Here is a 20,685-nt window from a genome sequence, read left to right on the forward strand (position 1 = left end):
ATGAATAGGATATTTTTAACAACTGCGTTGCTGCTCCTAACGAGTAGTGCATCTTTTGCCCAGCAAATGATCCCTAAGCAAAAAGGTTTCGAAATTTTATATTCAGTATTTCCGCAGGCTCCTGAAAAATACAATTATGCTTTTAATGCAGGACTTATTTCATACGCTAGGAATGGTAATTATATTTTCGGAGTGGCTGAATACAGTAGAAAATATAATGAATATATCAATTATGATATTCCGATTGATACTTTCTTATTCAATGGGGGTTACAGTCTCTATCTGTGGGGAGATCTGATGCGAAATGTCAATATCAATCTGGGTATAGGCGGGCTAGTAGGCTATGAGCAGATCAATAGAGGAACTGAAATGATCTATGATGGCTCTATTATTAATGCAACCGGGAATTTTATTTATGGCGCTAATGGTAAACTATCCATAGAAAGTTATCTGACAGACCATTGGGTCTTTGTGGTCAACGGGCAGCTACGCTTTTTAAAAAACAGCCAAACTGGTCAGTTTCATTCGTTGTTTGGTTTGGGAATACGATATAATTTTTAAAAATATTTAAAATGAAAAATGGGATTAGCAATAAAGTCTTGGCATTACTCAAGTTTTCGATGGCAATTTTATTAATCAGCTTTGTATTTAATGCCTGTCAGGACAACAATCTGGAAATTCAGCAGGACTTTCCATTCGAGGTTGAAATAATGCCTGTTCCTGGAAAGATAGCAGAGTATGAAAAAATAGAAATTCGTATTTCTCTAATTACCCCTTCTAATTTTAACGGCACAACATACAATGTTCGTTATTTTCAATATGAAGGAGCTGGTCAACTTCAATATGACAACGAACCGCCATATCTACCGAATGACGAGTATCCATTGAAGCAAAAGCAATTCAGGCTTTACTATACATCTCAAGCTTCTGATTCCCATCAATTCAGTATCTGGATAAAGGATAGTTTTGGAAATGAAAGAAGGGTAGATTTTGAATTTGACAATGCATCTTAAAATTTGTCATTGACTTCGGCTTGGTTTTATACCAAGCCGCTTTCTCATAAGGACATTCTATGCTAGCATAGAACCATTGGTTTTTTTTGCAGAAACAAATTTTTAAATATTGATCTGAATTAATTTCTCCAGTTCTTCACGGTGGTCCTCACCCCATTGAGCAGTAGATTTAATTGTGGGAATTAATGATTTTCCCAATTCGGTCAATTCATATTCAACTTTTAGAGGACGTTCGTTATAGTTTATTTTAGTTAGAATTCCGTGATCTACCAACTGTTTTAATTGGGTGTCTAAAACCCGTCTGGATGCTTTTGGCATCTTACGCTGCAGTTCGCCAGGACGTTTTATACCAGAATAAACACACCATATCAGACTGATTTTCCATTTTCCATTGATGATCTCCATAAAAAGGTGCAGTCCGCAATCCAGTGAAACCGGTAATTTCTTCTTGTACATTATCTATTAATATGATTCAAATGTAAGTAATAAAAAAATAATTCTGATATGGGTAAATTTAGCCGTACTTGTATGTTATATCTGCTGCATTTAATTTTGTACAATAATTAGTAAGAATATGAAGTATAATTTATTTGGAACAACAACCGGATTGTATGCAAGCGAAATTATCTTGGGTGCAGCAAGTTTTGGAACAAGAAGCGGGTATGGAACCGAGCCAGAAAATGCTAAAGAAATATTAACTGCATATGCAGATGCTGGAGGTAATTTTATAGACACATCCGATGCTTATCAATTGGGTCAATCCGAAGAGATCGTAGGAGAATTTATAAAAGATCAACGCAGCAATTTTATCATTTGTACAAAGTATACGCGAAGCAGTGAGGCCAATGCTTCTATCAGTAACTTTGGCAATCATCGCAAGGCAATGAGACAGGGGATAGAATCCAGTCTCAAAAGATTGAAAACCGATTATATTGATATTTATATGCCACATTACGACGATGGTATCACACCGATTGATGAAATCACAAGAGGTCTGGAAGATCTGGTAAGCAGTGGCAAAGTTTTATATACAGGACTGACAAATTTTCCAGCCTGGAAAGCTTCTGCGATTGCATCTTCTATAAAATTATCCGCCATACAAATTGAATATAATTTGCTACAACGCACTGCAGATAGAGAGTTTATTGCGATGGCAAAACATTTTGGTCTCGGCACAATGATGTACTCTCCCTTAGCAGGAGGACAGCTTACAGGTAAATACAGAAAAGGAGAGACAGGCAGAATAAATCGCAATTCGAATGAAGATTATCAGGAAAATGAAACTGTAGAAAAAATTATTAACGAACTTTTTGTAATTGCAGCAGAACTGGAAGTTACAGCAGGACAAGTGGCTTTAGCATGGGTATTATCAAAGGGTGGTTTCCCTTTGATCGGAGCTCGGAGTATTGATAATTTTAATGATGCTTTAAAGTCAACCCCTATAAAATTGTCTGATGATCATATACAAAAATTGAATAGGCTAAGTGCAATTTCTTTAGGCTATCCTCACGACCTTCTTAAGAATGTTAGAGGATTTTAATCTTCACGTAAAATCATTGTCTTGGAGTGTAGACGAAGCTTTTATGATCAGGTATTATATCACTTAGCAAATGTTTCGTCAAATTTTTTAGTACCAGGAAAATGTGTTAACAATTACTAAATAGATTGATCATTTAATAAAACATTAAATCTACACAGGCTCACAACTTTTATGAAGCAGGGAGGTTTTGTGAGGCATAACATAAGAGTTGTATCCCTACTTTTTGCGAAAAGACGTTTTCGACCACCGGAAGGAATTGTCTTTTCGCCCGATTTTGAAAATACACGACAATAAAAATATTGCCGTGTATTTTGTTATTATTATGAATTCATTTATAAATGACCTTCGTCGGCAAATGATAAATGATCGGTTGATGTCAGAATGCAATGGTCCAGTAATTTAATGTTTAAAAGTTCTGATGCACTTTTAATGCTTTGCGTAATTTTCAGATCTTCCGCAGAGGGATTTAGATTCCCGGATGGATGATTGTGTGCCAATATTACAGCTGAAGCGTTACAAAGCAGTGCCGCCTGCATGATGATACGAACATCGACAACCGTGGAAGAAATTCCTGATTCAGAAATTTTCCTGATCCCTAAAACTTTGTGCGCCTGATTTAAATACAATGCAAAAAAAGATTCTCTGTAATCCATTTCATCATGGTCGAAATGCTGACGGAATACATCAACGGCATCCCTTGAACTACCGACTAGTTTTTCAGAATTTCCTTTTCTTGAATAGCTTAATTTTATCTCGTTGACAATATTATATTTCATAGGTATTGCTCTCGTACGGCAGAGACTTAAATTTCCCGTACATAGTTTTTAAGAAAGAGTTAATTCATGATCATAGTTTCTGCGCCAAATCGGGCAAAATTTTCACACAGATCAAAAGCCTTTTGAGCCTTTAAGTGTGCAGTTCCTCCCAAAACGATGGACTGTAGTTTTGCTTCATTATCCTTGTAACTTCTGACATTCTGAAAATATCCTGTAACAGCATTGTAAGCGCCAAACAAAGTTCCTTTGGTTGTATCCATTTGCTGACTTTCGCTGATCATTGCGTAGGCAAATGCATCATCAACGGTGTTTTTAAAAACTGTTGAAACGTCATCAAAATTTCCTTTCTGCAGATGTTGTAAGGTTTCTTTATTGGGACAAAGTGCCAACTGAATTAATTTTTTCATTTCATGATCACCCACCGTAATTTTTGCCCAATGATTAAAAGTGCTTTCCAATTCATTACTCAGTTTATTCGCTAATCCCATGGCCTTGTGGGCATCGTCCAAACGATGTTTTGCTCCTGCGGTATGTCTGATTCTTACAACATTGCTCATATTTTTGAGAGAGGCATTCAAAGTATTTTGACAGACAATACGAACAGGGGTAAATGCGGCGGTAATGCTTCCGCTCCCATCGTGGGAGGTGGTGAGAAATATATATTTCTCGGTAATATCGTCACCGTTTCCAACACGGATATATTCGGGTAGTTTGGCGGTAATAAAAATGCGTTCTCCATTTCCCAAAGCTCCTGCAGTCTCGTATAACATTCCATCTCCACCGCCTACAATAGAATCAAAAAATGAAAAGGCTTCACGGTTTTGTACGATCTGGTAATCTTTTCCCACTACGCCTAAGACTGTATTTGTTATCCGTTCGGATATTGGCAAAGTAGTTGGGAACTTCCAATTCTGAATCGATCATTTCTATTAGGTTGTTATTTTCGATAATGCCTGCACCTTTTGTAAATAGGGGAGACTTTTCGACCTCGTAGTCAAGCCCTGCAAATTTGATGGCTTCTTCACTTGTAGGGTATTCCTGTACGATCTGCCCCAAGTTGTGCCATGCTTTTTCCTTTACGCTGAAAAATGAATATTTTCCTGTTCTGTTGTTGAAATTTAAATTATGTGCCATGATATTGATATTTTGATTGTTGGAAAATTGCATTTGATGGTTTTAAAATGGGAGGTCATCATCCTTGTCGCTGGAATTAGGATTAGAATTAGAAATTTCTTTCTTAGCTGTTTTATTCGGCTCAGTATACTTGTTTTCAGTTCGCTTATTACTGCTGTGAACCTTAATCTGTGAGGTGTGGAAATTCAGACCTGCATGGGGTTCTCCATCTTTTCCTAACCATGCAGAGGTGTAGGCTCTTCCGCTTAATTCTACCAAAGTCCCTTTTGTTAAAAAGTCTGCAACTTTTGGAGAGATCCAATAGGCGCATTCAAAATAGGTGGTGTGTTCGATCCGTTCGCCCTGTTTGTTGCGATAATTGTCATTCGTAGCAATTGAAAAATTAACTACCTGTTTTTCATTTGGCAAGTTGCGCACTTCCGCATCCCTTGTCAGTCTTCCAATAATGTTCATAACCGTAGGTTTTTAAAGATTGTACATTTTGATCTGTTCTCAATCTCTTCTCCGTCCTTTCTCTGAAAGCCCTTTGGGCTTCGCTGAATATTTTTCAAAAGAAAAACCGGAAAAAAGAAAGCAGATAATTTTAGCGGGCAAAGGGGAAAGCCAAAAGGAAACGGAATAATTGGAGGGTACCTTCAGGGAGGAAACCGTTTATGCCGTAGTCTTTTGGTTGGACGTAGCGATGGATGACCGATATACCTTAGCTGCCTTTTTACCGGTTTTTTATGAAAAAGATCAGTTGTATGTAATATTTAATAATTCTCCCTGATGGTTAGTTTTAATGTTTTTCAATTTGTATTTTACACACTAAATACACTATATTTACATTATTCATTTAAATCTTGAAGACCTATGCAGATCAATGCTTTTAACGAATACTACGATAAGCTTACTACCGTTGAGAAGAAAAACAGTCCCAAAGAGTTATTTTATAATGGGGACTTTTCGTTATTGGAAAATGGAAGAAGGGTAGCCGTCGTTGGTTCCAGGAAGGTTTCTGAACTGGGTATAAGAAGAGCAAGAAAGATCGCGAAGCTTCTGGTTCAAAATGACATTACTGTGGTCAGTGGTTTAGCGGAAGGAGTTGACTCAATCGCCCATAAAACAGCCATTGAATTTCATGGCCGCACTATCGGAGTTATTGGAACACCTCTTGATAAATATTTCCCTGCTGAAAATAAAGACCTTCAGGATTTTATTGCTGAAAATCACCTGCTGATCTCGCAGTTTCCCGGAAAACTATCCCGTAACACCAAAAAGTTTCCCTATCAGAAACCGAACAATGGCATTGATAAGTGATGCGACGATCATTATTGAGGCCAGTGAGAAAAGCGGCACAAAACATCAAGGTTGGGAAGCGCTTCGTCTAGGGAGACAACTGCTGATCATGGAAAACGTCCTCAACGATAAGATCTCATGGGCAGAAGAAATGCTAAGCTATGGTGCACAGGTATTGACAAATGATAACTTTGAATTTTTAATTGAAAGTATTCCTTATCTAACAACAAAGAAAGAGTATGTCTTTTGAGTTCCTTACATTCTTGGCATATTCTCCAAGAGGCAAGTCCGAGATTGAAATTTCTTCTAGGACGGTTGCCGGTTCCTGTAAAAATGGAGATGTAAGCTTCAGTACGAGATTGAGCCAGAGAATAAAAGAAGCCGATCTATCGGAATATTTTGCAAACTCAGCTTTAGTCCCGGTACCAAGAAGTACACCTTTGGTTGAAGGAGCTGTTTTTCCTGCAAGGATCATTTGTGAAACACTTCTCAGTAATGGATTAGGCGAAAGTGTTGCCGATTGTCTTAAACGTAAGTACGCAATCCCCAAATCAAGTGGACAATTTCATGCCGATACCAGAAATACGGTGCAGGCACATCAAGACAGTTTAGTAGTAACTCCGGTACTAATCACCGAACCCACTATTATTGTAGTCGATGATATTCTAACGTTAGGCAGAACATCTATGGCCTCAGCATTAGAACTGCAAAAAGTTTATCCTGATAAGGAGATCAAAATCTTCTGCGCTATTAGAACGAGAGGTTGGAAAGAAGTTGATAACATAATTGATATGAGCAGAGGGATTATGCAACTGGCCGCAAATGGAGGTGTTCAATTACCTGATTAGAGATTACATCTATTTTTTCTATAATATTATTTAAATTCAAATCAATAACTCTTTTCAGTGTTTTTAATTACGGATTCCCGTAAATCACTTTCAATGTTATTATCTAAATTTGAGGACTAATTTTCGAAAGCAAAAAATACTTATGATAGCTCAAATATTTGAAGACAATAATCACGAATTACAAATATTTTGTTGATTTTGCATAATTCGTTAATTTTTTTTTTTAGACAAAATCAACAACCATATTTTACTATATTTCCGATTCTGCCTTTGGATCAATTGCAGGTTTTCTTTTTGAGTTTGAAAAGGCTCTTGTATTATTAGCCACCCTTGACAAAACTATGGACTATCTTATTCTTATGATGATTTTATTTCAATTTCCTTGTAATTATTTTGTAAATCCTAGCAAAAAATCACCCCAATATTATTTTTCAAGACTATTTTTTAGATGATCGATAATTATTGAATCAGCATCTGAAATTTCGCAATCATTTTTATCTTTTTAACGGATATCCATCTTTATGTAATTTATCTTTTAATAATTTTCTACCTCGGAAAAGAAAGATTTTTATTGTTCCTAAAAAATCTTTTGATTTTCTGAATTTCCTTAATATTCAGTTAAGCCAAGTGATATAGCATAACCTATTCTGTATTGCAAGGGAAGCTCACGAATTAGTTTATTTAGTTAGTCCTCATCTTTTTGCCAATCAGCTTAGACTCCAGTGTTTTTGTAGAGACTTGAAAATTAATCCCATTATATCCTAATTTAGGTCATTTACATTAAGAATCATTATTCAAAAGGTCGGTAGCACACTACACGATCTGATATTCCTGTTTAAGAGTACGGATTAAATCTGTTGGCCTTACACCATTGATATCAAAGAAAAGATCAGAGAAATTTTTTCTGGATGCAATGCCGCATTCCTGAGCCAGGGTTTCCACGCTATACTTTAAAAATACTTTATTGCTGTGCAGTTGTTCTGTGATATAGCGTATCCTCAAGGTCCCAAGGTATTTGTTGAAATTGCTACCCTTACGATCGTTGATCACCTGGGAAAGATAATTGACGTTGGTTTGTAATTGAGATGCCAGTTTATGTTGTGTCAGGCCTTTCTGTAGAAAACCTTTCTCTTTTTCAAATGCCTCCAGTCTCAGTAAGATATGTTCTGTAACTTCATTGGGGATCTGGGGTTTGGATTTTGTTTCAGGAGTTGAATCTTTAATAGAATGAAGTTCAATCTCTAACTTCTGCAACTGATTTTTTAATGTAAAATATTCCCGTTTAGCATTGCGATGCCCCAGCAATTTATAAATGCCAAATATGACTGAGATCACCAATAACGTGGCGGTAAAAACCAATATGTAAAATGTTCTTGCCTCTTTTTGTGACAACAACTGTTGCTGTACTTCCAGTGAATGTCTGTCGTATTCTTTGTGGATTTTACCTGAAAGGTATTGAAAATTTCCATTCAAATTTTCATCTACTTTTAACAACTGTCTTGTGTAATATAATTCTTTTTTCACATCGATATTATCCTTCTGTTCTTTCAAAAGATATTCGAAGGCAGGGCGGGTCTCGGGCAGAACAAACTGCTGTTTATTAAAAATGGAATCTATTTTTTTAAAGGATGCTAAAGCTAAGCTTTTTCGGTCTGTTTTCTCAAAAAGAAGACCTTGGTAAAAATGAATGATAGAAATATTGATGAAATCATCGTGCAATATCAATTCAGGAAGAGCTTCTTCGAAATAGTTCTGTGCTATTTTATAATGGCCTTCTTTCAGTTTCTGATATGCCTTTTGATTGAAAAAAGTAACTTTTTTGTAATTTCAGATCTGGTTGTTTTACTATGAGCTGAAGTGCTTTGTTGAGATAAATGTCAGCTTCTTTGAAGCGATCCAGTTTTTGAAGGCATACTATGGTCTGATGAAGGCTGTTAAGATAATCTTTTGAGGAATAGTACTTATTCTTATCATGGTTACCAAAGAAAGTCAGACATTTCTTGAACGTGAGCATTGCCTCTTCATTATATCCCAGATAAGCTTTCATCTCTGCGATATGATAAAAATTTTGGTAGGTCAGGGTTCTGTTTTTTGAAGTTTGCAAATATTTATAAGCCAGGAGATATTGGGTAAGGGCTTTTTTGAATTGTCTGAAGTTATAATAATAGACAACACCTTTCTTTAGATAAGCATTGCCTATAGTGTCCTTATTTTTAGAAATCAAGGCTGCCTTGATTGCTTTATTGGCAAAATATAATTTCTGGGTTTTATCATTGGTGAAAAATATGGCATCATCAAAGCCCTGCGCGAGCATTTCGTGATTCTTCTCTTTTGTGGCCTTTGTGATAAAAGCATCCAGACCATTCTCGAAAGCTGCACGGTCATTTTCCTGTAAATAACGATATTGTTGTCTCAAAGAGTTATAATCTTTTTCCGGAACTGCTTTTTCCCAAACCAAACCGAGGACTAAAAAGGAAAACAACACCAGGGACCTGTTGAGTAATTTCATCTTTTAAAAGTTAATTCACACAAAAATAAACTATTTTTTCAAGGAAGTTCATCTGCTATTTATAAAGCCATCTGTAACTATTCTACAAATTGATAAATCAGGACGTTAGAGTGGTATCAATTCATCAATTGGGACGTAGATTGTTTTAGAGATTTTCTATCCTGCGCTATTTTTGGCAAAAATTTAACGCTAACATGAAAAGCATCATTATCTTTATATGCCTGTTTTCGATTGGTCTCTCGGGGCAGAATCATTTCATTATTTTCGGTGAAATTGTAGATCAGAAAAATCAAAGCCTGCAGCTACTGTCTGAAGTTAATTTAATTGACGAACAGAATAATATTGTCAGAACCACTGTTTCAAAAGACGGTACATTTGAATTCAAAGACGTTGATACAAATACTTATCATATACAAATAGTCAGCCGTGCGAAGGTACAGAATGAACTGCCCTTTGCTTTAAATACAGATTACAGAATCAAAATAATTTTCAATTCCGATCTGACAGAGCTTGAAGAATTGAAGATCGTTAAAAACAGAAATGCGGTTAAGGTAGAAAATGGCAATCTAAGCATCAATATTGCTGATTCTGCTTTGAGCAAAGTAGCAAATCCTACCGATCTTTTGTCCAGGCTCCCTTTTGTGAGAATAGACCCTAATGGTGAAAATCTCTCTTTTGTCGGCAAAGGCACACCTTTGTTATATATAGATAATCAGCGGGTGGATTTTTCTGTCATGAGTGCGCTTTCCGTAGATGATATCAAGTCGGTAGAACTGATCAGAAATCCATCCATCAAATATGAAGCGGAAGGAAAAGCCGTTATAAAGATCAATCTAAAAAAAAGCAAAAAGGACAATCAAAAATTAATACTTACTGAAACTGGAATTTTTCAAAAAAAGTATAGCAATCATCTTTCTGCAAATTTCCAGTCGAAGAAAAATAAAACGGAATGGAAGCTAAATGCCTCCTACAATCAGATCAGTCATTGGGAAAGTAACGGCTTTGATTACAAGGTCGACACAAAATCAATAGCATCCGATTATGTTATAAAGTCTTTAACAAAGCGCCCACAATTGATCTTTGGGGCCAATTTTTATCGGGAAATTGATGAGGAGGGTGATTATATATCTCTGGCCGTCAACAGCAATTTAAGGCCGGACAAAGGGGATAACAACACAGTTACGAACTATTCAGAAAATACATTGCATACCAACGTACAAACTTTGAACAAGCAGGACAGAAGCCGGTCAACAGTGAATGCAGTATTCAATTTCAATAAAAATCTTCCAAAGTTGGAAGCCAATATTTTCACAGGCTTCCAATATAAAAGAGAAAATGATAATGTCACTTATGATTTTTACGATAATAAAGACTTTTCCGGTTACGAATTCAGTCAGTTCCGGTACCAACATTATTCCGGTAATATCTACTCCGGGAGGATAGATATAGAAAAAAAGTTATCAGAACCATTTAAGTTGGAGTTAGGAGGAAGTTTTAACAGTGCCGAAACGTTTACGGATAATACGATTCGGTTTGTCAATAGTCAGGAGCCGGACCTTTTGGAATATCTGTTCAAAGAATCAAATTTAGCAACATATGCCAATCTGGATCTCAATTTGAAAAAATTTGGCATAAAGGCGGGTGTGAGAATGGAGAGTACGAAAACGAAAGGCGATAACAAAACCTCCTCTGTTGACGATATATCACGGAATTACAATGATTGGTTTCCTTCTGCGCAATTGAGTTTCGAGCCCAATGAGCACTTCAACTACAGCCTTGATTACCGAAGAAGCATCACAAGACCCAGTTACAGCAATCTGGCATCAGGAGGCTTGTATGGAAGTCCATACGTTGAATACAAAGGGAATCCATTACTGCTGCCATCCTATTCAAACACATTAACACTGAGTGTCAAATTAAGGAAATTTTCACTTACGGCTTCTTATTATCAAGATAAGAACCCTATGGGCTATACTTTGGTATTTGACGAAGCAAAAAATATATCAACATTTACGATTGTCAATTTTGATAGGGAAATTGGAAGTAGTCTTGGCGTAGATCACGAGTTGATCTATAAAAAATGGACATCTCAGAATAACCTTAGTCTTAACTATAGCAAGATAGAAGATCCTTTGGCAACCTCCAAAAAAAGCACGCCGTACGTCTATTTTTCAACCAACAACAGTTACGCTTTCAGGAAAAATCTTAGTTTTTTACTTGATGCCTCGTACATCACCAATCGTTCTCAAGGTATTTTCAGGTACAATGGAATGTGTCTGGTAAACATTGGATTGAATGCAAGTTCCGGTAAATTTGATTTTACAGCAAGATATAATGATGTCTTCAAACAAATGGACTATATTCAGGAAGTGACCTATAAAAAGATTTCTTCTAAGGGAACTTTTTATGGCAATACACCAACTATTCTGCTGACTTTAAAATATAATATCGGGAATTTAACTAAATCAAGTTACAAGGAAAAAGTCGTCAATGAGAACTCGGATCGATTGTAAAAGGCAGAAAAGATTAGTAAATTTTTAATCTGATGGATTTTTACCTTGTTAAAATACTTAAAAAACGTAATAGACTTAAGGAGAAATAGTTAAAGGTTTGTATAGACAATAAATGCAGAAATCACTTTTACGAAGGATGAGCTCAAACAGGCCAAAGAATTAGGAGCCGATGTTACCGCAAATGCTAAAGAAAATGACCCGGAATCATTCCTAAAGAAAGAGACCGGCGGTATGCACGGAATGTTGGTGACAGCACCCTCGACAACTGCGTTCAATCAGGCGCTCAGTGCACTTCGACGCAAAGGCGTACTTTCCTTAAACGGGCTACCTTCAGGTACCTTTGACCTCTCTATATGTTCTTATCTTCTCCTGATGACTTCTTTTTACTTTCGGAGAATTCCTTCCACTCAGGTCTATTGAAGTTTTTAGCAGAGTAATCTTCACGATAAAGTCCCTTGACTTCGATATTGTTGCGTATATCCATTTATGTGAAGCCGATTGGGATGATGCACCCCAAATTCCGATAGATTTCAGAAAAGATCTGAGAGCAAATTTTAAAAATACCATTATTGCAACAGGAAATAAAGAACCGGAAGAAGGTGAGATACTTTTGCAAAATAATATGGTCGATATGATCGGGTTTGGAAGAAAATTCTTGACCAATCCTGATTATCCTGAACGGGTTAACAAAATGCACCTCTCAACGAAATCTCAGATAACCATACGCTGTTCTGCGGAGGTGACGCGAGAGGTTATACCGATTACCCCTTTATGGAGTAATAGTTGAAGTAAGATAGTAAACATTAGTAAGCAGTTTTTTAAACAATTGCTGATCTGATTTTTTCTATTCAAAGCATGTTTTGCCAAGAATTTATCGGTATCATAAATTTGATAAATTGTAGACCATATTAAAGCTAGGCCAAATCTGATTGCTAAAAAACCTAACTTTAACAGACTAAGATTGCATGTTATATAGAAAAAATCAAAATCAATTGGTCCAGGCCTTGTTAGCATACATTATTGAAATTTTATAAAAAATGTTTCTTATCTTCTAATCTTAAAATTAATAAAATGAAAAAATTACTTATCGCTACAGTTTTAATGTTCAGTGCATCGGCTTTTTCACAAATGTAGAAAGAATTGATCGGAAAATGGAAATTAGTAAAGCAGACACAAAACGGACAAGTTACAAATCCAAAAGATACCTATCAGGAGTTTATGCCGGGAAATATTTTTGAAGGTACCAGGGAAGGTAAAAGTAGAAAAGGCACTTGGAAACTTTCTGAGGATAACAAAACCCTGACAATAGGGGTAAGTGTCATAAAAGTTAAATATGACATTATTTATTTTGATGCGACCAAAAGAACCATTAGCAATCCAGAGCTAGGAACATTAGAATATGAAAAAGTAAATGAATAAAAGACTTTTGGCATATTTGTCAATATGCTCCATAACACTTCATACTATAAAGTCTGCATACTTAAAGCTTCTTATTAGTGCTTCTTAAATGTCTTTTTTAACCTTTATTTTTAGATGATCTATCAATCTGCATTATATATAGAAAGCTCTGCTAGTTTATTCAGATCCTCTAGAAAAGTGTTCGAAAACTGCACTTCTGGGGTCGGCTCGTGATATTGATCTCATCAAAATCACTGTCGGTTGAAATTAGGAAAGGAGAGTGTCCTAAATTGAATTAAGGAAGTGATTAACTATGAAGAGGACTGCCAAATTATTCCATTAATAGCTATGTCGTCCTATCAGAGATTTTCTGACTTATTTTTAAAGAAATTTCTTTATCGATCGTTAAAAATTAAATGTTGATATAGAATTTTATCCTTAAAAAGGTACAAATTAAAAATTAGTTATGGAAGTAAATATCATTACCCAGGAAGACCTTCATGAATTCAAATCCGAATTGCTTGAAGATATTAAAAATCTGTTTAATAGCAAAATTTCTGAACAGAAATTATGGTTACGCTCGTCAGAGGTGAAAGAACTTTTGAAAATCTCTTCCGGAACATTGCAAAACCTTCGTATCAATGGAACTCTATCTTATACTCGTGTCGGAGGAACTTTATATTACAATTACAGAGACATCGAGAAAATGTTAAATGGCAAAGTATAATTTATTAGTTCAAAATAATCAACATGAATTACATAAAACATCTCACAGGTTTTTATGAAAAGGTAGCTCAGGACAGTACACTTAATCCTACACACATCAGTCTATATTTAGCGTTATTCCAGTTTTGGAATTTCAACCGTTTTAGGAATCCGATTAGTATCTCCAGAGATGAAGTTATGCGGATAAGTAAAATATATTCAAGAGCGACATATCATAAATGCATCAAGAATCTACATTCATTAGGATATATTGTTTATCAACCATCTTATAATCCATTCACAGGAAGTCAAATTTTTATGCTGGATTTCACAGAGGAATTAAAACCTCATCTGAAGCAACAAAAAATAAAAAAATAGGTTGTACTATGCTTATTGAAATATGGATTTTGAGGCATTGATTATTATTTGAGTAAAATTTCATTTGATGCAAAAATCATTTTTAACAAATAACTTCAAATCGTAAATACAGATTTTCTTAAATATATAATTTATCAGGTCTTGCAGCTAAGTATTAAATTACGAAACACCGTCTCATAATTTAATACTTTGAGATGTTTGAAACTGAGTAATTTTTTTAAAAAAAATTGCAAATTCGAACAAAAATTTCTACTTTTACTACGTAAAATTTTTATAATGGATTTTACCGCTTTTTGCAAATGTCCTATTTAAGGCCCTTCACAAGATGCTACAGCGAAATGCTTATTAATAAAGGGATGAGGGGAGGTTACAAAATCCCTCTCTCTCCGCAACTATACAATAGGGAATCTCTCTAAAGCGTGGAAAAAGCTGATAAAGCCTGCAATTTGAAATTGCAGGCTTTTCTTTTTTTGCAGGAATCGCTAAGATTTATATAAGTATCCATAATTTTCCTGGCAGGATCGTGGCACTTTTATTTTTCAAAAAAAAAGCGCCACGGAATTCAATGTAAAGTGCTGTAGGTCAATATGGAGCACCGTTATACTGATTTGGATGAAGTCACTCATTAGGGCAGGACTTTGATATCTCTGTGAGATTTTATATTCTTTTAAACCAGACATAAAAAAAGCGACAATTATATTGCCTAATTCTGTTCTCATATTATTATCATAATTATTTGATAATGATATATCTGTTGTGCATTTAGTCAATAATGAAAAAAAGATTGCTCATTTGGATAAATAGATTTTATTTAATTAACTATCAGTATATTAAATATATGCACAATCTTATTCAAAACTATGAAATTATTTTAAAAGAATTGACAAAATCTTGTGGCGATATTCAATCTATAAAACAAATTAGAGTTCCAAAACGTTCTGATTTAGAACTTATTGCGTTTAATATCACTGCAGAGTACATGTCGATAAACTCTGAATTGCAATTGTTTAGATCTATTTCTGGAACTGATATGGATGATAAAGTTGAAAAAGCTTTTATAATACCAAAGAAGGAATCTTTTTCCTTTTATTGAAAAAATAAGAGATCATCCGAAAGAGCTGCTGACAATAATGAAATTAAATGCGTGAGACCTTTATCTTTAAAAAATAGTAATTCACGTCTGAATACTATCAGATTTTTAACTTAGAGCCTGTTTAAATTTTATATCATAAACTTTTGTAACTCTTGTTTGAAATATGATTTTTATATTTTCTTGAAACTGAAAGTTGTATCAAAACACTTAAGGTCACTTTCAAAAGGAATTTGTTATTCTTTTTAACGCAAAGATTATATTTACATTCCGCATTATTTTAGAAGGCAAAGGCAAATAAATTTGCTTCGCGAAGCGTGAAAACAAGACTTCATCAAATCAACTTGTTGATTCATCTTTGCTCACTTCAATTAAATAATATTGAATTAAAGCTTTGCGTTAAAAAAATTAGTAGTGTTTTTTTTAATTTTTAAATCAAATTTAAACAGGCTCTTAATAAAATTTATTTTTTTTGCTCATTATTATAATCGGATAAATTTTGACAGGCTGATTTTGAGGTTTGCGTAATCTTAGGATTCTGTGAGATAACATCCTCTAGAAAAGATCGGTTAGTATCGCCCCACAAATTCATTGCATCAATAATAGGCATCAATGACCAGCCGATTTCCGTCAAAGAATATTCTACTTTAGGCGGTAATTGATGGTAAATTTTCTTTTCTATCATCCCATGATCCTCGAGTTCTTTTAGCTGTACATTCAGTACGCGGCGTGTTGCATCGGGCAAAAGTCTTAGGATTTCGCTAGGACGCTTTACGTTCATAGAAATAGCATTAAGAAGCGCAGGCTTCCATTTACCATTGAGTACTTCTCTGGTCAGGTGCAGACCGCAATCAATAGTAAGAGGGATTTTCCTTTCGTACATAAGATTTTATTTATACAAAAATACGCATTTTGAAGAAAGTGTGTATAGGGATAAATTTATCCCTACGACATTAGTTTTCCCTATATTGTTTTCCTATGAAAGATGTCGGAAATTTGCATAAAAAAATAATGAAACATACAGCACAACCTTTATTAGAAAAATATCAATTAGGTGATTTACAGTTGAAAAACAAGATCGTGATGTCATCACTTACCCGCGGTCGTGCCACCAATGCAGAACTTATACCTACCCCTTTGATGGCTGAATATTATGCACAGCGAGCTTCCGCAGGATTAATTTTGAGCGAAGGCACATGGGTTAATTCCAAGTCTATAGGATTCATTAATGTTCCGGGAATTTACACGGAGCAACAGGTAGAAGGATGGAAACTGGTAACCAAAGCGGTACACGATAATGGCGGTTTGATTTTTTCACAGTTAGGTCACATTGGCTCGGCATCTCATCCGGATTTCTTTAATGGTGAATTGCCTGCAGGTCCATCGGCGATCAATCCGCAAACCCGTTCTTTTACTCCCGAAGGTTTTAAAGATTCTTTAACGCCGCGTGAGCTTACAATTGCTGAAATTAAACAAACAATACAAGATTATAAACACGCTGCAAAAAATGCTAAACAGGCAGGTTTTGACGGTGTTGAAGTACATGCGATTGTAGGAATGCTGATTCCGCAATTTCTAAGCCCTGCTACAAATCAACGTACCGATGAGTATGGTGGAAATATCGAAAACCGTTCCCGTATCGTATTTGAGATCTTAGATGCCATTATTGAAGTTTGGGGAAGCACGCGTGTTTCCATTAAGTTCACTCCGGTAGCATTGAGTAATGTAGGCATTATGACGCCGGATGAAGAAACCATTCCAACTTTCAAATATATTTTAAAGAGATTGAGTGAGTATAATCTGGCTTATCTGCACATTGTAGGACCGTCGGAAGATTTAAGCGGAACACCCGTAGCGGACTTGCAGGATAATTATTTCAGTCATTTCCGTCAAAACTATAGCGGCAGATTGATGGCTAATCTTGGTTTTACGCAGGAAAGCGGAAATGCAATATTGGAAGAAGGTACAGCCGATTTGGTATCTTTCGGGGCACCATTTATTGCTAATCCCGATTTGGCAGAGCGTTTTGCGTATAACATTCCATTATCAGAAAGCATCCAGGAAACCATCTATACCGGTGGTGAAAGCGGATACGCCGATTATCCGAAAGCTGAATTAGTATAATTTAAACAAGTTTTACATCATTTTTATTAAACTTTAATTAATTCGATTACGTCTTTTTAAAACAGGTAAGATATTAATATAGAATTAAATAAGGTTCGACATTTACCAATTGATGTAAATCTTCCATAAAAATTTCAAAAACTCTATTGCAAAGTCATACACAACGTCATTAGAATCTATTGGCGTTGTTTTTTTGTGTGCTAAATTGTTGTTTATTAAAATTTTATTTAAAAATAAAGAATCCTTTTTACAAACTTATTTTCAGATGGATTCAATCACAAGAATCTTTATCTTTTTTCTAATAAATAGTTGATTTTTCCAATGAAATCATTTCTCGCTTTCCTAATAAAATTTTGGTCATGTTATTGCATTAACTCTTTCACACCACAAAAATTATAAGATATGAAAAGCAAAGAAAATCAAAACGAAAAGTTAGATCAGTTAAATTCTTTAAGCACATCTAACGAAAACGAAAAACTGACGACCAATCAGGGCTTGAAAATCAATAATAATCAGGATTCTTTAAAATCAGGCGAAAGAGGTCCGAGTTTATTGGAAGACTTTATTTTAAGGGAAAAAATCACACATTTTGATCATGAAAGAATTCCGGAAAGAATCGTTCATGCCCGTGGTTCAGGCGCTCACGGAGTTTTTAAACTTAACAAAAGTCTTGAAAAATATACCAAAGCAAAATTTTTAAGCGAAGTTGGAAAAGAAACTCCTGTTTTCGTAAGATTTTCTACTGTTGCAGGAAGTAAAGGAAGTACCGATTTGGCAAGAGATGTAAGAGGTTTTGCTATTAAATTTTATACAGAAGAAGGCAATTATGACCTTGTAGGCAACAATATTCCTGTATTTTTTATTCAGGATGCCATGAAATTTCCTGATCTGATTCATGCCGTAAAACCGGAGCCGGACAACGAAATTCCGCAGGCTGCGTCTGCTCACGATACTTTTTGGGATTTTATTTCATTAATGCCCGAAAGCATGCACATGATTATGTGGGCGATGAGCGACAGAGCCATTCCTCGAAGTCTGAGAATGATGGAAGGTTTTGGAGTTCATTCATTTAAATTTATTAATGATGAAGGAGCGGTTCATTTTGTGAAATTTCATTTTAAGCCGAAATTAGGAGTTCATTCCGTAGCTTGGGACGAAGCGCAGAAAATTTCGGGTGTCGATTCTGATTTTCATAAAAGAGATCTTTGGGAAGCCATCGAAAGCGGCAATTTCCCTGAATGGGATTTTGGAGTACAAGTAATTCCTGAAGAAGATGAAAACAACTTTGATTTCGATCTTTTGGATCCTACCAAATTAGTTCCTGAAGAGCTTGTTCCTGTACAAATCGTCGGAACGTTAACTTTAAACAGAAATCCCGACAATTTCTTTGCAGAAACTGAGCAAGTAGCTTTTCATCCCGGTCATCTCGTTCCCGGAATAGATTTCAGCAACGACCCTTTGTTGCAGGGAAGATTATTTTCTTATACCGACACTCAATTATCAAGACTGGGTTCTCCTAATTTCCATGAAATACCGATCAACAGATCAATCAACACGGTTCATAATAATCAACGGGATGGACATATGAGACAGCAGATCGTGAAAGGAAAAGTGAGCTATGAGCCCAATTCCATCGGTGGTGGATGTCCTTTTCAGGCGATGATGAAGGATGGCGGATTTACGTCTCAGGAGGAAAGAGTTTCGGGTACAAAAATAAGAGCCAGAAGCGAGAGTTTTGTAGATCATTATTCTCAGGCAAAATTATTTTACAATAGCCAGTCAAACCCTGAAAAAGAGCATATTCAAAAGGCTTTAATTTTTGAATTATCTAAAGTTGACATTCCGGAAATCAGAGAAAAAGTAGTCGGTCAACTTGCTTTTATCGAAATGGATCTTGCTGAAAAGGTGGCAGAAAAATTAGGTTTAAAAGTTAAAAAACTTAAAGAACCGAATCAGAGTATTCCTGCAGATGCCAATCCTGCGAGTTTACAAAGCAAAGAAAGAGATCCGAAAGTAAAAATATCTGAAGCTTTAAGCATGAAAAATACGGTTAAAGATACTGTTGCAAGCCGAGTTATCGGATTTATTTTAGCAAATGGAGTCGACGCAAATGCCATCAATACTTTAAAAACAAAACTCGAAAAGCAAAAAGCAAGAGTAGATTTTATTGCTCCAAGTTTGGCACCCGTGAAAGCGAATGACGGAAGTTTAATAACTCCAAAACATACGTTGACGAATACTTCAAGTGTTTGTTTTGACGCACTTTATATTTGTTCAGGTGAAAAATCTGTTAAAGAACTTTTAAATCCAGAAAATAAATATACTGTTCTGAATTTTGTAAACGAAGCTTATAAACATTGCAAAGCCATCTATTTCGGAGCAGAAACAGATGCAATTTACAAGGCAAGTAATGTCAACAATAAAAAACATGAAGATCCTGCAATCATCACTTCTGACAATAAAAAAGGAGATGATGAGTTTATAAAAGCAGTCGCACAACACCGTGTTTGGGAACTTGAAAAAGAAAGAAATAGCTAGGCAAGAAATGCAGAAATCTGTGAAAAGGTATTAATTCTATCGGGCTTCGCGAGAAAAGTTCTCCGAAGCCTGAACCTTTTCATTCATGATGAAAATTAAAATAATTATGAAAGCGAAATCAATTCCCGGTGTTCCTAAGCAAATAAAAGGAGGTTTTCACGATACGGAAACCCGTAAAGATTGTAACGATCCTGAAATCACAATGCAACAATTTGCAATTTTAAAAGAAAGGTTTTTCTGCGTTAATGAGTGGATTAATTTCTGTGGTGAAGGCTTTGCAGATTTTAAGCTTTATGATTCACAGGGAAATTTTAAAAATGATACATTACAACCGAAAGATTTCATAAGAATTGATATTCCCGGTCCCGGAAATTTTGAAGCAAAAGGTTTTGACTGGGTTGAAATTATAAGTATTGAAGAACAACAATACGATGATATATTGGAGTCTTACGTAATGACTTGCCGACCTTCAAAAGATCCTTTCAACCAATCGAATTCTCATATCGCACACTTTTATTCTTACAAATCTACATCCACATTTATTATTTATCGAGGTAAAAATTTTATAAAAGCAGGAATTTACGGGCGAAATGAAATGCCGAATTTTAATGCGGGTTTCTTTGATAAAGTAAGGAATTATGTTACTTCAGTAGGCGGAATGATGGGTATTTCTAAAATCCAGTGGAAGAGGCTTACAGAGGGTTTATTAGATTTTTAACTAATGGGCGCTTAGAGAATGTCTAACGATTCAGAGGTAGAATTTCTAAATTAAAATATTTCTTTTCTTATCAATAAATAAAGTTTTAAAAAATAAATAGACAATTCTGTCTATTTATTTTTT

Annotated in this window: 21 protein-coding genes and 2 pseudogenes; 16 read left to right on the top strand and 7 right to left on the bottom strand. The window is 35.3% G+C overall.

The features are described from left to right. Both J3D55_RS11650 and J3D55_RS11655 read left to right on the top strand, forming a co-directional pair. On the top strand, nt 1-561 hold the full coding sequence (locus J3D55_RS11650; protein ID WP_259131259.1) for a conjugal transfer protein TraO: 561 nt from the start codon (nt 1-3) through the stop codon (nt 559-561). Between the two features lie 11 nt (nt 562-572). Continuing rightward, on the top strand, nt 573-1,013 hold the full coding sequence (locus J3D55_RS11655) for a TraQ conjugal transfer family protein (RefSeq protein ID WP_259131261.1): 441 nt from the start codon (nt 573-575) through the stop codon (nt 1,011-1,013). A gap of 102 nt (nt 1,014-1,115) precedes the next feature. On the opposite strand, the gene J3D55_RS11660 is transcribed toward J3D55_RS11655, so the two are convergent. Further along, complete coding sequence (locus tag J3D55_RS11660) at nt 1,116-1,469, bottom strand: winged helix-turn-helix transcriptional regulator (protein ID WP_259131262.1); 354 nt, start codon at nt 1,467-1,469, stop codon at nt 1,116-1,118. A 118-nt stretch (nt 1,470-1,587) separates the two neighbouring features. Here J3D55_RS11660 and J3D55_RS11665 point away from each other — a divergent pair, with 118 nt between their 5' ends. Further along, the gene (locus J3D55_RS11665; RefSeq protein ID WP_259131263.1) at nt 1,588-2,553 is read left to right on the top strand and encodes an aldo/keto reductase; all 966 of its coding nucleotides are present in this window, start codon (nt 1,588-1,590) and stop codon (nt 2,551-2,553) included. Between the two features lie 332 nt (nt 2,554-2,885). On the opposite strand, the gene J3D55_RS11670 is transcribed toward J3D55_RS11665, so the two are convergent. The 3 genes and pseudogenes from J3D55_RS11670 to J3D55_RS11680 form a co-directional block, all read right to left on the bottom strand. After that, nucleotides 2,886-3,329 carry a JAB domain-containing protein gene (locus J3D55_RS11670; protein WP_259131264.1) on the bottom strand — a complete coding sequence of 148 codons (444 nt, stop codon included), beginning with the start codon at nt 3,327-3,329 and terminating at the stop codon, nt 2,886-2,888. A gap of 59 nt (nt 3,330-3,388) precedes the next feature. Then, nucleotides 3,389-4,463: pseudogene (locus J3D55_RS11675) on the bottom strand (DUF932 domain-containing protein). Nucleotides 4,464-4,505: 42 nt separating this feature from the next. Next, nucleotides 4,506-4,916, bottom strand: a complete 411-nt coding sequence (locus J3D55_RS11680) for a single-stranded DNA-binding protein (RefSeq protein WP_259131265.1) — start codon at nt 4,914-4,916, stop codon at nt 4,506-4,508. Between the two features lie 399 nt (nt 4,917-5,315). Between J3D55_RS11680 and J3D55_RS11685 the strand changes: the two genes are divergently transcribed. Genes J3D55_RS11685 through J3D55_RS11695 form a run of 3 tightly spaced genes read left to right on the top strand, consistent with a single transcriptional unit; the run spans nt 5,316 to nt 6,589 of the window. Further along, complete coding sequence (locus tag J3D55_RS11685) at nt 5,316-5,762, top strand: DNA-processing protein DprA (protein ID WP_259131266.1); 447 nt, start codon at nt 5,316-5,318, stop codon at nt 5,760-5,762. Continuing rightward, nucleotides 5,746-5,991, top strand: a complete 246-nt coding sequence (locus J3D55_RS11690) for a DNA-processing protein DprA (protein WP_259131268.1) — start codon at nt 5,746-5,748, stop codon at nt 5,989-5,991. The genes J3D55_RS11685 and J3D55_RS11690 overlap by 17 nt, the downstream gene beginning before the upstream one ends. Next, nucleotides 5,981-6,589, top strand: a complete 609-nt coding sequence (locus J3D55_RS11695; protein WP_259131271.1) for a type I phosphoribosyltransferase — start codon at nt 5,981-5,983, stop codon at nt 6,587-6,589. Before J3D55_RS11690 ends, J3D55_RS11695 begins: the two co-directional genes overlap by 11 nt. 813 nt (nt 6,590-7,402) lie before the next feature. On the opposite strand, the gene J3D55_RS11700 is transcribed toward J3D55_RS11695, so the two are convergent. Both J3D55_RS11700 and J3D55_RS11705 read right to left on the bottom strand, forming a co-directional pair. Continuing rightward, nucleotides 7,403-8,314 carry a helix-turn-helix domain-containing protein gene (locus J3D55_RS11700; protein ID WP_259131273.1) on the bottom strand — a complete coding sequence of 304 codons (912 nt, stop codon included), beginning with the start codon at nt 8,312-8,314 and terminating at the stop codon, nt 7,403-7,405. A 37-nt stretch (nt 8,315-8,351) separates the two neighbouring features. Next, complete coding sequence (locus J3D55_RS11705; protein ID WP_259131274.1) at nt 8,352-9,098, bottom strand: hypothetical protein; 747 nt, start codon at nt 9,096-9,098, stop codon at nt 8,352-8,354. 194 nt (nt 9,099-9,292) lie between these two features. On the opposite strand from J3D55_RS11705, the gene J3D55_RS11710 reads away from it, so the two are divergent. From J3D55_RS11710 to J3D55_RS11735, 7 genes and pseudogenes are all read left to right on the top strand, one after another. Beyond that, nucleotides 9,293-11,611, top strand: a complete 2,319-nt coding sequence (locus J3D55_RS11710) for an outer membrane beta-barrel family protein (protein ID WP_259131275.1) — start codon at nt 9,293-9,295, stop codon at nt 11,609-11,611. Between the two features lie 120 nt (nt 11,612-11,731). Beyond that, a complete protein-coding gene (locus J3D55_RS11715; protein WP_259135096.1) occupies nt 11,732-12,031 on the top strand; it encodes a zinc-binding dehydrogenase in 300 nt (99 codons plus the stop codon). 58 nt (nt 12,032-12,089) lie between these two features. After that, the gene (locus tag J3D55_RS22540) at nt 12,090-12,398 is read left to right on the top strand and encodes an oxidoreductase (RefSeq protein WP_374759521.1); all 309 of its coding nucleotides are present in this window, start codon (nt 12,090-12,092) and stop codon (nt 12,396-12,398) included. Nucleotides 12,399-12,751: 353 nt separating this feature from the next. Next, nucleotides 12,752-13,030, top strand: coding sequence for a hypothetical protein (locus tag J3D55_RS11720; RefSeq protein ID WP_259131277.1), 279 nt, complete (start codon nt 12,752-12,754; stop codon nt 13,028-13,030). Between the two features lie 445 nt (nt 13,031-13,475). Next, on the top strand, nt 13,476-13,736 hold the full coding sequence (locus J3D55_RS11725; protein WP_259131280.1) for a helix-turn-helix domain-containing protein: 261 nt from the start codon (nt 13,476-13,478) through the stop codon (nt 13,734-13,736). 23 nt (nt 13,737-13,759) lie between these two features. After that, the gene (locus tag J3D55_RS11730; RefSeq protein ID WP_259131283.1) at nt 13,760-14,092 is read left to right on the top strand and encodes a hypothetical protein; all 333 of its coding nucleotides are present in this window, start codon (nt 13,760-13,762) and stop codon (nt 14,090-14,092) included. Between the two features lie 838 nt (nt 14,093-14,930). Beyond that, nucleotides 14,931-15,198, top strand: a pseudogene (locus J3D55_RS11735) (IS982 family transposase); the annotation flags it as partial. Between the two features lie 447 nt (nt 15,199-15,645). Here J3D55_RS11735 and J3D55_RS11740 read toward each other — a convergent pair. Beyond that, on the bottom strand, nt 15,646-16,065 hold the full coding sequence (locus J3D55_RS11740; protein WP_259131288.1) for a winged helix-turn-helix transcriptional regulator: 420 nt from the start codon (nt 16,063-16,065) through the stop codon (nt 15,646-15,648). A gap of 128 nt (nt 16,066-16,193) precedes the next feature. Between J3D55_RS11740 and J3D55_RS11745 the strand changes: the two genes are divergently transcribed. From J3D55_RS11745 to J3D55_RS11755, 3 genes are all read left to right on the top strand, one after another. Continuing rightward, complete coding sequence (locus tag J3D55_RS11745; RefSeq protein ID WP_259131290.1) at nt 16,194-17,306, top strand: alkene reductase; 1,113 nt, start codon at nt 16,194-16,196, stop codon at nt 17,304-17,306. A gap of 402 nt (nt 17,307-17,708) precedes the next feature. Then, nucleotides 17,709-19,844 carry a catalase gene (locus J3D55_RS11750; RefSeq protein ID WP_259131292.1) on the top strand — a complete coding sequence of 712 codons (2,136 nt, stop codon included), beginning with the start codon at nt 17,709-17,711 and terminating at the stop codon, nt 19,842-19,844. A gap of 106 nt (nt 19,845-19,950) precedes the next feature. Further along, nucleotides 19,951-20,562 carry a hypothetical protein gene (locus J3D55_RS11755; protein ID WP_259131295.1) on the top strand — a complete coding sequence of 204 codons (612 nt, stop codon included), beginning with the start codon at nt 19,951-19,953 and terminating at the stop codon, nt 20,560-20,562. Nucleotides 20,563-20,685: the final 123 nt, after the last annotated feature.

Origin of the sequence: Chryseobacterium ginsenosidimutans (assembly GCF_024807225.1) — a bacterium.
GTDB classification, from domain to species: Bacteria; Bacteroidota; Bacteroidia; order Flavobacteriales; family Weeksellaceae; genus Chryseobacterium; species Chryseobacterium ginsenosidimutans.

Coding starts and splice junctions, on each gene's coding strand:
- J3D55_RS11725 (WP_259131280.1), top strand. CDS start 13,476: ATGGAAGTAAATATCATTACCCAGGAAGACCTTCATGAATTCAAATCC.
- J3D55_RS11670 (WP_259131264.1), bottom strand. CDS start 3,329: ATGAAATATAATATTGTCAACGAGATAAAATTAAGCTATTCAAGAAAA.
- J3D55_RS11705 (WP_259131274.1), bottom strand. CDS start 9,098: ATGAAATTACTCAACAGGTCCCTGGTGTTGTTTTCCTTTTTAGTCCTC.
- J3D55_RS11755 (WP_259131295.1), top strand. CDS start 19,951: ATGAAAGCGAAATCAATTCCCGGTGTTCCTAAGCAAATAAAAGGAGGT.
- J3D55_RS11680 (WP_259131265.1), bottom strand. CDS start 4,916: ATGAACATTATTGGAAGACTGACAAGGGATGCGGAAGTGCGCAACTTG.
- J3D55_RS11660 (WP_259131262.1), bottom strand. CDS start 1,469: ATGTACAAGAAGAAATTACCGGTTTCACTGGATTGCGGACTGCACCTT.
- J3D55_RS11730 (WP_259131283.1), top strand. CDS start 13,760: ATGAATTACATAAAACATCTCACAGGTTTTTATGAAAAGGTAGCTCAG.
- J3D55_RS11655 (WP_259131261.1), top strand. CDS start 573: ATGAAAAATGGGATTAGCAATAAAGTCTTGGCATTACTCAAGTTTTCG.
- J3D55_RS11750 (WP_259131292.1), top strand. CDS start 17,709: ATGAAAAGCAAAGAAAATCAAAACGAAAAGTTAGATCAGTTAAATTCT.
- J3D55_RS11745 (WP_259131290.1), top strand. CDS start 16,194: ATGAAACATACAGCACAACCTTTATTAGAAAAATATCAATTAGGTGAT.
- J3D55_RS11650 (WP_259131259.1), top strand. CDS start 1: ATGAATAGGATATTTTTAACAACTGCGTTGCTGCTCCTAACGAGTAGT.
- J3D55_RS11695 (WP_259131271.1), top strand. CDS start 5,981: ATGTCTTTTGAGTTCCTTACATTCTTGGCATATTCTCCAAGAGGCAAG.
- J3D55_RS11710 (WP_259131275.1), top strand. CDS start 9,293: ATGAAAAGCATCATTATCTTTATATGCCTGTTTTCGATTGGTCTCTCG.
- J3D55_RS11690 (WP_259131268.1), top strand. CDS start 5,746: ATGGCATTGATAAGTGATGCGACGATCATTATTGAGGCCAGTGAGAAA.
- J3D55_RS11685 (WP_259131266.1), top strand. CDS start 5,316: ATGCAGATCAATGCTTTTAACGAATACTACGATAAGCTTACTACCGTT.
- J3D55_RS11740 (WP_259131288.1), bottom strand. CDS start 16,065: ATGTACGAAAGGAAAATCCCTCTTACTATTGATTGCGGTCTGCACCTG.
- J3D55_RS11665 (WP_259131263.1), top strand. CDS start 1,588: ATGAAGTATAATTTATTTGGAACAACAACCGGATTGTATGCAAGCGAA.